The organism is Streptomyces flavofungini, from assembly GCF_041028215.1.
In the GTDB taxonomy this organism is placed as follows: domain Bacteria; phylum Actinomycetota; class Actinomycetes; order Streptomycetales; family Streptomycetaceae; genus Streptomyces; species Streptomyces flavofungini_B.
Map to the genome: position 1 here is coordinate 1 of NZ_JASKYR010000076.1, position 14,855 is coordinate 14,855.

Annotated in this window: 13 protein-coding genes and 1 tRNA gene; 6 read left to right on the top strand and 8 right to left on the bottom strand. The window is 69.2% G+C overall.

Translation table 11 applies throughout. The features are described 5' to 3' along the window. Positions 1-2: 2 nt before the first annotated feature. Positions 3-1,493, bottom strand: a complete 1,491-nt coding sequence (locus AB8Z36_RS08110; protein ID WP_369212516.1) for a DUF2252 domain-containing protein — start codon at positions 1,491-1,493, stop codon at positions 3-5. A gap of 311 nt (positions 1,494-1,804) precedes the next feature. Then, positions 1,805-1,891 (bottom strand) — tRNA-Leu (locus AB8Z36_RS08115). Positions 1,892-2,506: 615 nt separating this feature from the next. On the opposite strand from AB8Z36_RS08115, the gene AB8Z36_RS08120 reads away from it, so the two are divergent. From AB8Z36_RS08120 to pknB, 6 genes are all read left to right on the top strand, one after another. Beyond that, entirely contained in the window at positions 2,507-3,397 is an 891-nt protein-coding gene (locus AB8Z36_RS08120) for an FhaA domain-containing protein (protein WP_369212517.1), read from the top strand. A 10-nt stretch (positions 3,398-3,407) separates the two neighbouring features. Beyond that, positions 3,408-3,926, top strand: a complete 519-nt coding sequence (locus AB8Z36_RS08125) for an FHA domain-containing protein FhaB/FipA (protein ID WP_369212518.1) — start codon at positions 3,408-3,410, stop codon at positions 3,924-3,926. Between the two features lie 131 nt (positions 3,927-4,057). Continuing rightward, positions 4,058-5,608, top strand: a complete 1,551-nt coding sequence (locus tag AB8Z36_RS08130) for a Stp1/IreP family PP2C-type Ser/Thr phosphatase (protein ID WP_369212519.1) — start codon at positions 4,058-4,060, stop codon at positions 5,606-5,608. Between the two features lie 26 nt (positions 5,609-5,634). Beyond that, the gene (locus tag AB8Z36_RS08135) at positions 5,635-7,053 is read left to right on the top strand and encodes an FtsW/RodA/SpoVE family cell cycle protein (RefSeq protein WP_369212520.1); all 1,419 of its coding nucleotides are present in this window, start codon (positions 5,635-5,637) and stop codon (positions 7,051-7,053) included. Continuing rightward, a complete protein-coding gene (locus AB8Z36_RS08140; RefSeq protein ID WP_369212521.1) occupies positions 7,050-8,513 on the top strand; it encodes a peptidoglycan D,D-transpeptidase FtsI family protein in 1,464 nt (487 codons plus the stop codon). The genes AB8Z36_RS08135 and AB8Z36_RS08140 overlap by 4 nt, the downstream gene beginning before the upstream one ends. 167 nt (positions 8,514-8,680) lie before the next feature. Further along, a complete protein-coding gene (gene pknB / locus AB8Z36_RS08145; protein WP_369212522.1) occupies positions 8,681-10,702 on the top strand; it encodes a Stk1 family PASTA domain-containing Ser/Thr kinase in 2,022 nt (673 codons plus the stop codon). A gap of 81 nt (positions 10,703-10,783) precedes the next feature. Here pknB and AB8Z36_RS08150 read toward each other — a convergent pair whose 3' ends face one another. The 6 genes from AB8Z36_RS08150 to AB8Z36_RS08175 form a co-directional block, all read right to left on the bottom strand. Next, positions 10,784-11,533, bottom strand: coding sequence for a class E sortase (locus tag AB8Z36_RS08150; RefSeq protein WP_369212523.1), 750 nt, complete (start codon positions 11,531-11,533; stop codon positions 10,784-10,786). A gap of 24 nt (positions 11,534-11,557) precedes the next feature. Continuing rightward, entirely contained in the window at positions 11,558-12,850 is a 1,293-nt protein-coding gene (locus tag AB8Z36_RS08155) for a class E sortase (protein WP_369212524.1), read from the bottom strand. After that, complete coding sequence (locus AB8Z36_RS08160) at positions 12,847-13,503, bottom strand: aminodeoxychorismate/anthranilate synthase component II (protein WP_369212525.1); 657 nt, start codon at positions 13,501-13,503, stop codon at positions 12,847-12,849. The genes AB8Z36_RS08155 and AB8Z36_RS08160 overlap by 4 nt, the downstream gene beginning before the upstream one ends. Further along, the gene (locus AB8Z36_RS08165) at positions 13,500-13,661 is read right to left on the bottom strand and encodes a hypothetical protein (protein WP_369212526.1); all 162 of its coding nucleotides are present in this window, start codon (positions 13,659-13,661) and stop codon (positions 13,500-13,502) included. The genes AB8Z36_RS08160 and AB8Z36_RS08165 overlap by 4 nt, the downstream gene beginning before the upstream one ends. A 54-nt stretch (positions 13,662-13,715) precedes the next feature. After that, complete coding sequence (locus tag AB8Z36_RS08170) at positions 13,716-14,447, bottom strand: class E sortase (RefSeq protein WP_369212528.1); 732 nt, start codon at positions 14,445-14,447, stop codon at positions 13,716-13,718. A 34-nt stretch (positions 14,448-14,481) separates the two neighbouring features. Then, positions 14,482-14,855 (bottom strand): DUF881 domain-containing protein (locus AB8Z36_RS08175; RefSeq protein WP_369212527.1); only part of this gene is annotated, 374 nt, incomplete at its 5' end.

The following is a 14,855-nucleotide window of genomic DNA, read 5'->3' on the forward strand; positions in this document are numbered from 1 at the left end:
CCTCAAACCCCGCCCTCAGCCGCCACCCGTCCCTCCTTGACCGCCCGCACGAGCAGCGCGTGGTCCTGCTCCGTGCGGTCCGCGTATGCCGTGGCGAAGCGGGTGATCGCTTCGTCCAGTTCGTCGTTCTTGCCGCAGTAACCGGCTATGAGCCGTGGGTCCGCGCTGTGCGCGTGGGCGCGGGCCAGCAGGGCTCCGGTCATGCGTCCGTAGTCGTCTATCTGGTCGGCGGCCAGAGCCGCCGGGTCCACGCTTCCCTTGCGGTTCCTGAACTGCCGTACCTGGTAGGGAAGTCCGTCCACTGTCGTCCAGCCGAGCAGGAAGTCGCTGACGACCTGCATGCGCTTCTGGCCGAGCACCACGCGGTGCCCCTCGTGTGCCACGTCGGGCGCCTTGAAACCGGCCTCGGGCAGGTGCGCGGTGAGTGCGGAGGCCCGCGCCTCCTTGACCTGGAGCACCAGCGGCTCGCCCCGGTGATCGAGCAGCAGCACCACGTAGGACCGCAGGCCCACGCTGCCCGTGCCGACGACACGGAAGGCGACGTCCTGTATCGCGTACCGCGCGAGCAGCGGGAGCCGGTCCTCCGTCAGCGTGCGCAGATACTCCCCGAGTGAGCCCGCCACCGCGGCGGCCTCCGCGTCCGGGACCCGGCGCAGCACGGGCGGGGCGTCGAGGAAGCGCCGCCCTTCGGAGCCGTCGGCGCCTTCGATCCGCTCGGTCGACTTGGCGGCGAAGCGGGCGCTCGTGTTCTGCCGGGCCTTCTCGGCGACCTTCTCCAGGGTGCCGAGGAGGTCACGTGCGTGGGTGTGGGAGACCAACTCCTCGTCCGCGATGGCGTTCCACGCGTCCAGGGCGGGCAGCTTCGCGAGCAGTCGCATGGTGCGGCGGTAGGCACCGACGGAGTCCCGTGCGGCGGCCTCGCAGACGTCATCGTCCGCGCCCGCCTCGCGGCCCGCGAGAACGAGGGAGGCGGCTAGGCGCTTGAGGTCCCACTCCCAGGGGCCGTGGGCCGTCTCGTCGAAGTCGTTGAGGTCGATGATGAGTCCGCCGCGCGCGTCTCCGTAGAGTCCGAAGTTTCCGGCGTGCGCGTCTCCGCATATCTGCGCACCTATGCCGGTCAGTGGCGTGGCCACCAGGTCATATGCCATGAGCCCCGCGGAGCCGCGCAGGAAGGCGAAGGGGGAGGCCGCCATCCGGCCGGTCCTGATCGGTGTGAGCTCGGGGAGCCTGCCGCGGCTGGACTCCCGGAGGGCGTCCACGGGGTCCGGCCGTGCGGAGCGCGCCTCGAATTCCGCGTGCGCGGCGCGCGGCACCCGCGCACGGATCGCCTTGCCCTCGCCCTTGGGCGTCAGGGCGCCGGGTGCCGACCGCGTCGGCCATTGCGCGAACCCCGGAACGCGGGGCAGCCGCCCGTAAGGCCGCCCCTCGGCCCGCTCGGTGCCGCCTTGGGGCCCGCTCCGGGTCCCGCTCTCGGTGTCGCCCTGTTTCGTCATGCCCATCGCCCCCGCCGGTTCGTCCGTCGATCCGGCTTTGAACGTACCGCCGGGCCTCGAAAGCCGTCAGAGCCTGTGGATAACTCGGGTGACATACATCACGGCGGCGTCGAAGGGAAGCGACCGGTCGAGGGCGGTCGGCCAGATCGGCCCGATCGGCCCGATCGGCCAGGTCGGCCAGGTCGGCCGAACCGGGTCAGGCCGGGGCCGAATCGAACAGCGAGCTGCCCACAGCCACAGAACGACCCCCGCGGCACAATAAAGAAGCGGCCCTCTTCCGGATCTTCATCCGGAAGAGGACCGCTTCCTCGTGGTGCGCGAGGGGGGAGTTGAACCCCCACGCCCTTGCGGGCACTGGAACCTGAATCCAGCGCGTCTGCCTATTCCGCCACCCGCGCATGGGTGCTGTCTTTTGGTTCTCGCGGTGTTCTGCGAGCGCCTGCCGACATCCAGAAGATTAGCACGCTGCGGCGGGTGGATTCACATCCGTTCGGGGCGGGCACCAGCAGCAGGATCTCGCCGGTACGCGGCGGAGATCCGCCCCGGACCACACCTCGCGCCCCGGCGAACGTGGCAGGCAGCAGCCCGGACCGACAGCGGCGGCGGCAGCGGCACGGCGGCGGCACAGCGGCAGCGCGACCACAACGACAGTGACGGCGGGAACGGAGGGCAGTGTGCCGTGCGCGGCTGTCGGAGAGGCGTAAGCGGAGGCCGACGGAAGGGCTCGGGACCGGCTCCACGGCCAGGTGCGGGACACTGACTCTGAGCCCCCTCTACGATCCCGGGTAAGAGGAAGTTCGAGCACGCGTACCGAGCAGCCGCCCGGAGGGGCTGCCGGGCCGGAAGTCAGGGTTTCGTCAGGGGTCCTGGGAGGATCTTCTGGGCAGGTGCGGGGAGTTCTTGTGAGAGGCGACACTCGTCGACCGTGCGGACAGGGGGAACCAGCCGATTTCCCGGCGCGTGGATACGATCAGTAAGCAGTACCAGGATGACTACGACGGAGGAGGTGCCCCATGGGAGTCCTGAAGAAGTTCGAACAGCGACTTGAAGGTCTGGTCAACGGCACCTTCGCCAAGGTGTTCAAGTCCGAGGTCCAGCCCGTCGAGATCGCCGGCGCCCTCCAGCGGGAGTGCGACAACAACGCCACGATCTGGAACCGCGAGCGGACCGTGGTCCCCAACGACTTCATCGTGGAGCTCAGCGCCCCCGACTTCGAGCGTCTCAGCCCCTACTCCGGCCAGCTCGGCGACGAGCTCTCCGGCATGGTGCGCGACTACGCCAAGCAGCAGCGCTACAGCTTCATGGGCCCCATCAAGGTCCACCTGGAGAAGGCCGACGACCTCGACACCGGTCTGTACCGGGTGCGGAGCCGGACGCTGGCCTCCAGCACCTCCCAGTCTCCCGAGAGCCCCGCGGGCCCCACGCCCGGCGGCGCCGCGGCGCCCGGCCGTGGTGCCGGTGGCGGCGCGGGCGGCGGCTATGGCTATCCGCAGCCGCCCTCCGGTGCTCCCGGTGCTCCTCCCATGCCGGCGGCACCGCCGCCCGGCGCGGGCCGCCCCGGGGGCCAGTCCCCGGCTGCGGGCAGGCCCGCGGGCCCTGGAGCCGGTCCTCTTCCGGGCGCCCAGGTGCGGCGCTGGATCGAAATCAACGGCAACCGCCATCAGATCTCCCGCCCGACGCTGGTGCTGGGCCGCAGCACCGACGCCGATGTGCGGATCGACGACCCCGGCGTATCGCGCCGGCACTGTGAGATCCGGACCGGAACGCCCTCGACGATCCAGGATCTCGGGTCTACCAACGGCATCGTGGTAGACGGGCAGCACACCACCCGCGCTACGCTCCGCGACGGCTCGCGGATCGTCGTGGGCCAAACCACCATCGTTTACCGGCAAGCCGAAGGGTGAAGCGGGGGCAATGTCAGAGCTGACCCTGACGGTCATGCGGCTAGGTTTTCTAGCCGTCCTGTGGCTGTTCGTGATCGTGGCCGTCCAGGTCATCCGCAGCGACCTGTTCGGAACGCGCGTCACTCAGCGCGGTTCGCGCCGTGAGCGGCCGCAGCAGGCCGCCCGCCAGCAGCAGCAGGCCGCACCGCCGCCGCAGCGCCAGCAGCAGAGCGGCGGCGGCCGCCAGCGCCGTGGCGCCCCCAGCAAGCTCGTCGTCTCCGAGGGCATCCTCGCCGGGACGACGGTCGCGTTGCAGGGCCAGACCATCACGCTGGGCCGGGCGCACGACTCCACGATCGTGCTGGACGACGACTACGCCTCCAGCAGGCATGCCAGGATCTACCCGGACCGTGACGGCCAGTGGATCGTCGAGGATCTCGGGTCCACCAACGGCACGTATCTCGACCGGACCCGACTCACCACCCCGACGCCCGTTCCGCTGGGCGCGCCGATCCGCATCGGCAAGACCGTCATCGAACTGCGGAAGTAGTGCTACGTCATGAAAGAGCGCGAGCGGAGCGAGCCGGCCGAAGCGGCTGTCCAGGCACTGGACGCCGGCGCGCTCCCGACCGGAGGGTGGGCACCGTGCGGATGTACCCGGAGCCGACGGGCGAGGTGCGCATGAGTCTGTCTTTGCGCTTCGCCGCCGGATCGCACAAAGGCATGATCCGGGAGGGGAACGAGGACTCCGGTTACGCCGGTCCCCGTCTCCTCGCCATCGCCGACGGCATGGGGGGCCAGGCCGCGGGTGAGGTGGCGAGCTCCGAGGTGATCTCGACGCTCGTCACGCTCGACGACGACGTGCCGGGCTCGGACATCCTGACGTCCCTCGGCACGGCCGTACAGCGGGCCAACGACCAGCTCCGGCTGATGGTCGAGGAGGACCCCCAGCTCGAAGGCATGGGGACGACCCTGACCGCCCTCCTGTGGACGGGCCAGCGCCTCGGCCTCGTGCACGTCGGTGACTCGCGCGCGTACCTGCTGCGGGACGGGGTGCTCACGCAGATCACCCAGGACCACACCTGGGTGCAGCGCCTCGTCGACGAGGGCCGCATCACCGAGGAGGAGGCCACCACCCACCCGCAGCGCTCCCTGCTGATGCGCGCGCTGGGCAGTGGTGACCATGTCGAGCCCGACCTCTCCATCCGCGAAGTCCGCGCCGGTGACCGCTATTTGATCTGCTCGGACGGCCTCTCCGGGGTCGTCTCGCACCAGACCATGGAGGAAACCCTCGCGTCCTACCAGGGGCCGCAGGAGACCGTGCAGGAGCTGATCCAGCTCGCGCTGCGCGGCGGCGGCCCCGACAACATCACGGTGATCGTCGCCGACGTCCTGGACATCGACAGCGGCGACACCCTCGCGGGCCAGCTCTCCGACACCCCCGTGGTGGTCGGCGCGGTCGCGGAGAACCAGCTCCAGTCGCAGGACGACGGCGCCATGCAGACGCCCGCGGGCCGTGCGTCGGGGCTCGGCCGTCCCGTGCCGCCGCAGCCCTCCGGAGGCGGCGGTTTCGGCCCGCCCGGAAGCGGCGACCCCGCTGGGTACGCGCCTGGCGGCAGCTTCGACGCGTACGGCGACGACGACTTCGTGAAGCCGCGCGGCGGCCGCAGGTGGCTCAAGAGATCGCTCTACGCGGTACTCGCTCTCGCCGTCATCGGCGGCGGTCTCTACGGCGGATACCGCTGGACGCAGACCCAGTACTACGTGGGTACGAAAGACGAGCACATCGCGCTCTACCGGGGCATCGACCAGGACCTGGCCTGGGTCAGTCTCTCGAAGGTCGAGAAGGACCACCCCGAGATCGAACTCAAGTACCTGCCGCCCTACCAGCGCAAGCAGGTCGAGGCGACCATCCCCGAGGACGACCTGGTCGACGCCCGGGGCAAGATCGACGAGCTGGGCGTACAGGCCTCCGCGTGCAAGAAGGACGCCGAGCGCCGCGAGGTCGAGCGCGAGAACAACGCCAAGACCGGCGAGGGCGAGGCGGGCGGCTCGACCGGGCTGCGCACGGCGCCGACCCCGGACCCGACCGACCCGTCGTCCGGCACGACCAAGGACGACAAGAACAACACGACCGACAAGAACAAGTCCAAGACCGCACCGACTCCCACACCCGGCCCCAGCCTCTCCGAGGATGAGCAGAAGCTGGTCCCGCTGTGCGGTAAGCAGTAAGCAGCCGTTGGGGGCCTCTGCACGCCATGAGCAGTACTACACACACGTCGACGATCGGCGCGATCGGAGCGCCGAGCCGGCGCAACACCGAGCTCGCACTGCTCGCGTTCGCGGTCGTCATCCCGCTCTTCGCCTACATCAACGTGGGCCTCGCGCTGGACGGCGAGCTGCCGTCAGGGATGCTCGGGTACGGGATGGGGCTCGGCCTGCTCGCAGGCGTCGGCCACATCGTCGTACGCAAGTTCGCCGCGTACGCGGACCCGCTGCTGCTGCCGCTGTCCACCGTGCTCAACGGCCTGGGTCTTGTCGTCATCTGGCGCCTCGACCAGTCGGAGAAGCTGCAGAACAACGCCAAGGCACAGTTCGGCGCCTTCAGTCCGTCGGCGCCGAACCAGCTGATGTACTCGGCGATCGGTATCGCGCTCTTCGTGGCCGTGCTGATCTTCCTGAAGGACCATCGCGTCCTGCAGCGGTACACGTACATCTCCATGGTGGGCGCGATCGTGCTGCTGCTGCTGCCGCTCGTGCCGGGTCTCGGAGAGAACATCTACGGCGCCAAGATCTGGATCCGGGTCGGTGGCTTCACCATCCAGCCGGGTGAGTTCGCCAAGATCGTCATCGCGATCTTCTTCGCCGGTTATCTGATGGTGAAGCGGGACGCGCTCGCCCTGGCCAGCCGCCGCTTCATGGGCCTGTATCTGCCGCGCGGCCGTGACCTGGGACCGATCATCGTGGTCTGGGCGCTGTCGATCCTGATCCTGGTCTTCGAGACCGACCTCGGTACGTCGCTGCTGTTCTTCGGCATGTTCGTCGTGATGCTGTACGTCGCCACCGAGCGCACCAGCTGGATCGTCTTCGGTCTGCTGATGTCCGCCTTCGGCGCGGTGGGCGTGGCCTCGTTCGAGCCCCATGTGCAGCAGCGTGTGGACGCCTGGCTGAACCCGTTCGCCCCGGAGACCCTCCAGCAGACGGAGCAGATCGCGCAGTCCCTGATGGCCTTCGGCTCCGGTGGTGTCCTCGGCACCGGCCTCGGCCAGGGCAACTCCGACCTGATCGGCTTCGCCGCCAACTCCGACTTCATCCTCGCCACCTTCGGCGAGGAGATGGGCCTGGCCGGCGTCATGGCGATCCTGCTGATCTACGGTCTGATCGTCGAGCGCGGTGTCCGTACGGCTCTCGCCGCCCGCGACCCGTTCGGCAAGCTTCTCGCGATCGGCCTGTCCGGCGCCTTCGCCATCCAGGTGTTCGTCGTCTCCGGCGGCGTCATGGGCCTGATCCCGCTGACCGGTATGACCATGCCGTTCCTGGCCTACGGCGGTTCGTCCGTCATCGCCAACTGGGCCCTGGTCGGCATCCTGATCCGTATCAGCGACACCGCGCGCCGTCCCGCCCCGTCCCCCGCCCCGAATCCCGATGCTGAGATGACCCAGGTGGTCCGACCGTGAACAAGCCCCTGCGCCGGATCGCGATCTTCTGCGGGCTGCTCGTCCTCGCCCTGCTCGCCCGGGACAACTGGCTCCAGTACGTCCAGGCCGACTCCCTGGCCAAGCACGAGAAGAACCGCCGCGTCACCATCGAGCGCTACTCGCAGCCGCGCGGCGACATCATCGTGGACGGCAAGCCGATCACCGGCTCCAAGTCCACGCCGGGCAGCGACCTGAAGTACAAGCGCACCTGGAAGGACGGGCCCATGTGGGCCCCCGTCACCGGGTACTCCTCGCAGCGCATCGGTGCCACCCAGCTCGAAAGCATCGACGACGGCATCCTGACCGGCAACGACGACCGGCTCTTCTTCCGCCGCACGCTCGACATGCTGACCGGCGAGAAGAAGGAGGGCGGCAATGTCGTCACCACTCTCAACTCCGCCGCGCAGAAGGCCGCGTACAAGGGTCTGACGCGGAACGGCAAGGGCGCCGTCGCCGCGATCGACCCGTCCACGGGCGCGATCCTCGCGCTGGCCTCCACGCCCTCGTACGACCCGGGCGATTTCGCGGGGAACACCAACGACGAGGCCGAGAAGTTCCTCCAGCTCGACAAGGACAAGGACAAGCCGCTGGTCAACCGCGCGCTGCGCGAGACCTACCCGCCCGGCTCCACCTTCAAGGTGGTCACGGCGGCGGCCGCCCTGGAGCACGGTCTGTACGACGACATCGACGGCAAGACGCGCTCGCCGCTGCCCTGGACGATGCCCGACACGACCCAGCCGCTGCCGAACGAGGGCAACATCCCCTGCAAGAACGCCTCGCTGCGTGAGGCGCTGCGGGTCTCCTGCAACACCGTCTTCGGCAAGATCGGTTCCGATCTCGGCAAGGACAAGATGCTGGAGACGGCGAAGAAGTTCGGCTTCAACGAGCAGCAGTTCGTGCCGGTCCGCTCGAACGCCTCGAACTTCCCCGAGGAGATGGACAGGCCGCAGACCGCGCTGTCCTCCATCGGTCAGTTCGAGACCGCCGCGACGCCCCTCCAGATGGCCATGGTCGCCTCCGCGGTCGCCAACGACGGCACGCTCATGGAGCCGTACATGGTCTCCGAGCTCCAGGCGCGGAACCTGGACACCATCGAGAAGCACTCGCCCAAGGAGATGAGCGAGCCGCTGTCGAAGGAGAACGCCCAGAAGCTGCAGGAAATGATGGAGACGGTCGTCAACGACGGCACGGGAACCAACGCCAAGATCGACGGCGTCACTGTCGGAGGCAAGACCGGTACGGCGCAGCACGGCGTCGCCAACAGCAAGAACCCCTACGCCTGGTTCATCTCGTACGCCAAGACGGATTCCGGTTCGCCGGTCGCCGTCGCCGTGGTCGTCGAGGACGAGAAGGCCAGCCGTGACGACATCTCCGGTGGTGGCCTCGCCGCGCCCATCGCCAGGGACGTGATGAAGGCAGTCATCGAAAGCAAGAAGTGACCCCCGTCACGACGACTCCCCATCGGTGCACGTTGCGGTACCGGTCCGGTATCGGCTGACGGTGGTGTCCGGGTCACGTAAGTCGAGCCGGGTACGGTAAGCCCGGACAGCACACCGCCGGACCACACACGGTGCGGTCGGGACCGACGGAGAGGGCTGGATTAGCTATGGAAGAGCCGCGTCGCCTCGGCGGCCGGTACGAGCTGGGCCAGGTGCTCGGCCGTGGTGGGATGGCGGAGGTCTACCTCGCGCACGACACCCGCCTCGGTCGCACCGTGGCGGTGAAGACGCTGCGAGTCGACCTCGCCCGCGACCCGTCGTTCCAGGCCCGGTTCCGCCGTGAGGCCCAGTCCGCCGCCTCGCTCAACCACCCGGCCATCGTCGCGGTCTATGACACCGGCGAGGACTATGTGGACGGGGTCTCCATCCCGTACATCGTGATGGAGTACGTCGACGGCTCGACGCTGCGTGAGCTGCTGCACTCCGGCCGCAAGCTGCTGCCGGAGCGGGCCATGGAGATGACGATCGGCATCCTCCAGGCCCTGGAGTACTCGCACCGCAACGGCATCGTCCACCGTGACATCAAGCCCGCGAACGTCATGCTGACGCGCAACGGGCAGGTCAAGGTCATGGACTTCGGCATCGCCCGCGCCATGGGCGAGTCCGGGATGACCATGACCCAGACGGCGGCGGTCATCGGCACGGCGCAGTACCTCTCCCCGGAGCAGGCCAAGGGCGAGCAGGTCGACGCCCGCTCCGACCTCTACTCCACCGGCTGCCTCCTGTACGAGCTGCTGACCGTCCGGCCGCCGTTCGTCGGTGACTCCCCGGTAGCGGTCGCCTACCAGCACGTACGTGAGGAGCCGCAGGCTCCCAGCGTCTTCGACGGAGAGATCACTCCGGAGATGGACGCCATCGTCCTGAAGGCCCTCACCAAGGACCCGGACTACCGCTACCAGTCGGCCGACGAGATGCGCGCCGACATCGAGGCCTGCCTCGACGGGCAGCCGGTCGCCGCCACCGCCGCCATGGGCGCGGTCGGCTACGGCGGGGCCGACGGCTACGGGGCCGACCAGCAGACCGCGATGCTGCGGCAGCAGGGCGGCGGCGCCCCGACGTCCATGCTGCCGCCGGTCAACCCGGACGACGGCGGCTATGGCTATGACGAGAACGGACGCGGCCGGCGCCAGAAGAAGTCCAACGCCTCGACGTGGCTCCTGATCGTGGCGGGCGTCCTGGTGCTGGTGGGCGCGATCCTGATCGGCAAGTGGGCGTTCACCGGGGACGGCGGCGGTGACGACTCGCTCAAGGCCCCGAACTTCGTCGGTGAGCCCTACAAGGACGCCAAGGAGTCGGCGACCAACGTCGGCCTGAAGATCGAGGTCGGCAAGCGCGAGCCCTGCGAGAAGTACCCGAAGGGCGAGGTCTGCGAGCAGGACCCCGGGGCGGACACCAAGGTCGAGAAGGGCGACACCATCACGGTGACGGTCTCGACGGGCGCCCCGAAGGTGGCGGTGCCGAACGTGATCAACACGCAGGTCGCCGAGGCCACCGAGAAGCTTGAGGACGACAAGTACCAGTTCAACGTGGACACGAAGTCCCGTGAGTCCACCGAGGAGCCGGGCACGGTCCTCGAGACGGACCCGGTCTTCGGCGCCGAGGTGGAGAAGGGCAGCAAGATCACGCTCATCGTCGCCAAGAAGAAGGCGCAGTCCACCGTCCCCAGCGTCACCGGCAAGACCTGGGAAGAGGCGAAGAAGCAGATCGAGGACAACAACCTCGTGGCGAGCCGCTCGGACGTGGCCAGCGGCGACGTCGAGGAGGGCAAGGTCATCCAGACGACGCCCGCCGCCGGGTCGTCGGTCGACCCCGGCTCCACGGTGACCGTCCAGGTCGCCAAGAAGCCCGAGGAGACCACCGTCCCGCCCCTCGCCGGGCAGAAGCTCAAGGACGCCCGCAAGGCCATCGAGGAGGCCGATCTGACGGTCGGCACCATCACCGGACCGCAGGACGACAACGCCATCGTGGTCCTGCCCCAGCCCAACGCGGGCGAGAAGGTCGAGCCGGGCTCCGCGGTCAACCTGACCACCGCGGGCGGCAACGATCCCGGCAACGGCAACAACGACGGCGGCAACATCTGGGACCGCCTGTCCGAACGCGACAAGCGCGAACACGGCTGGGGCAACTGACCGGCCCGTCTCGCAGGTACGACGGAAGCCCCGGTCGCCGCTCAGCGGCGGTGACCGGGGCTTCTGCCGTACGAGTGGGGGTTACCGCAGCTCAGCGGGCGGCGTCCGCTTGTTGTCGACCTTCTCGATCCGCTCCAGCTCGCCCCAGACGACGTAGCGGTAGTTCGAGGTGAAGACCGGCGTGCACGTCGTCAGTGTGATGTAGCGGCCCGCCTTCTTCGCGCCCGACTCCTTGGGGACCGGCTTGAGGACGCTCACGTTGTACTTCGAGGTCTCGGGCAGCGTCGCGTACACCTTGTACACGTACCACTTGTCCCGCGACTCGTAGATGATCGCGTCGCCCTTCTTGATCTTGTCGATCTTGTGGAACTTCGCGCCGTGCCCGTCGCGGTGCGCGGCCAGCGTGAAGTTGCCCTTCTCGTCCTCGGGGAGGGCCGACTTGATCGGATCCTTGTAGTACCCGGCGACGCCGTCGTTGAGCACCTTGTGGCTGGTGCCCTCCTTGACCAGCACCTCTCCGCCGCCCATCGCGGGTACGTGGAGGAAGCCGATGCCGTCCCCGGTGTCGATGCTGCCGGGGCCGCCCGCCCAGCGGTCGCGGACCCGGTCGCCCTGTTTGTGCGCCTCGCGGTCGGCGACGACGTTCGTCCACCACAGGGAGTAGACGACGAAGAGACCGAGGACGAGGCCCGCGGTGATGAGGAGTTCGCCGAAGACGCTGACCGCGGTGGCGATGGGGCCGCGGCCCCGGCGTCGTGGGGCCGGGGCCGGTTCGGCCTCCGGTGCGGGCGCCTCGGCCTGCTTCTCGTCGTCGTCGGTCGTGGCTGCCACTGGTTCTGCCCCGTTCTCACACTTCTAGTTGACGAGCGCGCTCGGCTTGCCCTTGCTGCGCGGCCGCTCCTCGGCCATCTTGCCCCAGACGATCATGCGGTACTTGCTGGTGAACTCCGGGGTGCAAGTGGTCAGTGTGATGTAGCGGCCGGGTTTCGTGAAGCCCGATCCGGGCGGTACGGGACCGATCACACTGGTGTTCCCCGGGCTCGTCTGCGGCAGGATGCTCGCCATCTTGTAGACGAAGTACTTGTCCTGCGTCTCGACGACGATGGGGTCGCCCGGCTCCAGGCGGTTGATGTAGCGGAAGGGTTCGCCGTGGGTGTTGCGGTGGCCCGCGACCGCGAAGTTGCCCCGCGCGGCGTCCGGCATCGCCGTCTTCGTGGCGCCCTCGTTGTAGTGGCCGACCATGCCGCGGTCGAGGACCTTGTGCTTGTCGATGCCCTCGGCGACCGGTACCACGACGTCGAGCTTCGGGATGTGCAGGAGGGCGAAGCCCTGACCCGGTTCGAAGGTGCCCGGCTTGCCCTTGCCCTTGGCCCACTCGTCCTGGAGGTCCCGGGCCGCCCCGTCGGCCTGCTGGTGGGCCCGGATGTTCGTCCACCAGAGCTGGTAGGTGACGAAGAGCAGCATCAGGACGCCCACGGTGATGAAGACCTCGCCGAGCCCCCGGCTGATGACCGTGCCCGCCGACGGTCTACGGGCCCGCTCGGCGCGGCGGGCCTCCACCCGGGAAAGGGGAGCGCTCGCGCCCGGAGAGGTCTGTACGGGGCGTTTGCCGCCCTTCTTGGCGGCCTTGCGGCGCGCCGCCCGGCCTTCGGTGGGACCAGGACCGTCGGGCACGGTGACGCGCAGGCCCACCGTCTCGTCGTCGCGGGATATCTGCTCGTACGAGGGCGAAGCCGACGGTGACGGGGGCGGAGAGGCCGGGGGCATGGGACCCGGCGCGGGAGCGACGGTCTCGGTGGCCCGCTGCGGGGCGTACGCGCCGTAGAGCTGCTCGTACGTCGGTTCGGGCGTGACCGGTGGTTCCTGGGCGCTCTGAGCGCCCTGTGACCCCAGTGACGGCCCCTGCTCCGGCTCCTGATCCTGTTCCGGCTCCTGATCCTGTTCCGGCTCCTGCTGCGCCGGGCCGCTGCGGAACCACGGCGACGGGTGCTGCCCCGGCAGCGGGTCGGTCAGCGGATCCGCGAGGTTGTCGACGGCGGCCTCAAGGTCACCGTCCGCCCCTGGCGCGGAGCCACCGGCATGCCCGTACGCGCCGCTCGCGTCGTACGGTGCTCCGGAGGAGTCGCGCTCGGGGCGCAGGGCGGTCACGCCGTGGCCCTGCCCACCACCGGGGCGAGCCCGCTCGATCGCCCGACGGCCCCCGTGTCGCCGCACTCCGCGAGCCAGTTGGCCAGCATGAGGTGGCCGTGCTCGGTCAGCACGGACTCGGGATGGAACTGCACGCCCTCGACGGGGAGTTCGCGGTGGCGCACGCCCATGATGATGCCGTCCTCGGTGCGCGCCGTGACCTCCAGCTCGGCCGGTACGGTCGCGGGCTCCGCGGCGAGCGAGTGGTAGCGCGTCGCGGTGAACGGCGTCGGCAGGCCCGCGAAGACGCCCTTGCCCTCGTGGCGTACGAGTGAGGTCTTGCCGTGCAGCAGCTCCGGGGCGCGGCCGACCACGCCGCCGTAGGCGACGGCCATGGACTGCATGCCGAGGCAGACGCCGAAGACGGGCACCCCGGTGTCGGCGCAGTGCCGCACCATCTCCACGCAGACGCCCGCGTGCTCCGGCGTGCCGGGGCCCGGGGAGAGCAGGACGCCGTCGAAGCCGTCCTGTGCGTGCTTGAGCTCGACCTCGTCGTTGCGCAGGACCTCGCACTCGGCACCGAGCTGGTAGAGGTACTGGACGAGGTTGAAGACGAAGCTGTCGTAGTTGTCGACGACGAGGATGCGGCTCCGGGCGCCGCCCGCGGTGCTCACTGGCCGTCCACGGTGACGTCGTTGAAGGGCAGCAGCGGCTCGGCCCAGGGGAAGACGTACTGGAACAGCACGTAGACCACGGCGAAGACGAGCACCAGCGCGATCAGTGCCCTCACCCATACGTTCCCCGGCAGATGCCGCCAGATCCAGCCGTACATGCCGTCCCTTCCGTCGCGTACGGCATCGGTCCTCCCTCGCCGTACGGCACCAGACTAACGGCGCAGTGCCTCCGGTTTCCCGGCCTCCACGGGCTGGGTCGCATCCAGATGTGCCCAGACGATCAGCCGGTGGCTGTGGCCCCACTCCGGTTCACAGGTGGTCAGGGTGAGGTAGCGGCCCGGACCGTCGAAGCCGGATCTGCGCGGCACGGGATCGATGACTCCGATGTCGCCCGGGAGCGTCCGGTAGGGCCGTTTGTCGACGCGGTACGTGAACCACGTCATGCCGTCGGTCAGGACGACGGCGTCGTCCGGCCGCAGCTCGGGGAAGTCCTTGAAGGGGTCGCCGTAGGTGCGGCGGTGGCCGGCCACGGCGAAGTTGCCCTTCTGCCCGAGCCGGGCGGTGGAGGCGTAGTGGCCGAGGCCCTTCTTCAGGACGTCGGTGCCGGTGCCCTGGAGGACGGGCTTGTTCCACGTGAAACCGAAGCGCGGGATGTACATGACGGCGAAGGCTTTGCCGTCCTTGTACGGGAGGGGCTCATCGGGCGCGTCACCAGCGGGGACGTCACCGTTCTCGGAGTCCCCCGCCTTCCCGCCGTGCTCGCCGCCGCGGGCGTCCGCGGCGACCGGGCCCCGCGCCCAGCGGTCCTGGAGCTCGTCGATCTGGCTGTCCATGGCGCTGTCGGCCTTCACACCGGTCCAGAAGAGGACGTAGACCACGAAGAGCACGATCAGGGCGCCGACGGTGATGCAGAGTTCGCTGAACGTCCTGACCAGCACGCGCACGGACACGGGCTCCCCCAGGGCGGCTAGGAGGCGGCTACTCCACGGGCTTCGCGTAGTGGAGATCCACTGTGCCCGAGTAGCCGGGAAGAGTCACCGCTCCGTCGTCGTCCACTTTCCAGCCGAGCCCGTACGCGTTCACGTACAGCATGTAGTTCTGGATCTCGGGGGAGGCGGCGAGGGCGTTCTTGAGCTTGCCGGGGTCGCCGACGGCGGTCACCTTGTAGGGCGGGGAGTAGACGCGGCCCTGGAGGATGAGCGTGTTGCCCACGCAGCGCACCGCGCTCGTGGAGATCAGCCGCTGGTCCATGACCTTGATGCCCTTGGCGCCGCCCTGCCAGAGCGCGTTGACCACGGCCTGAAGGTCCTGCTGGTGGATGACCAGGTCGTTCGGCTGGGGCTCGGGGTAGC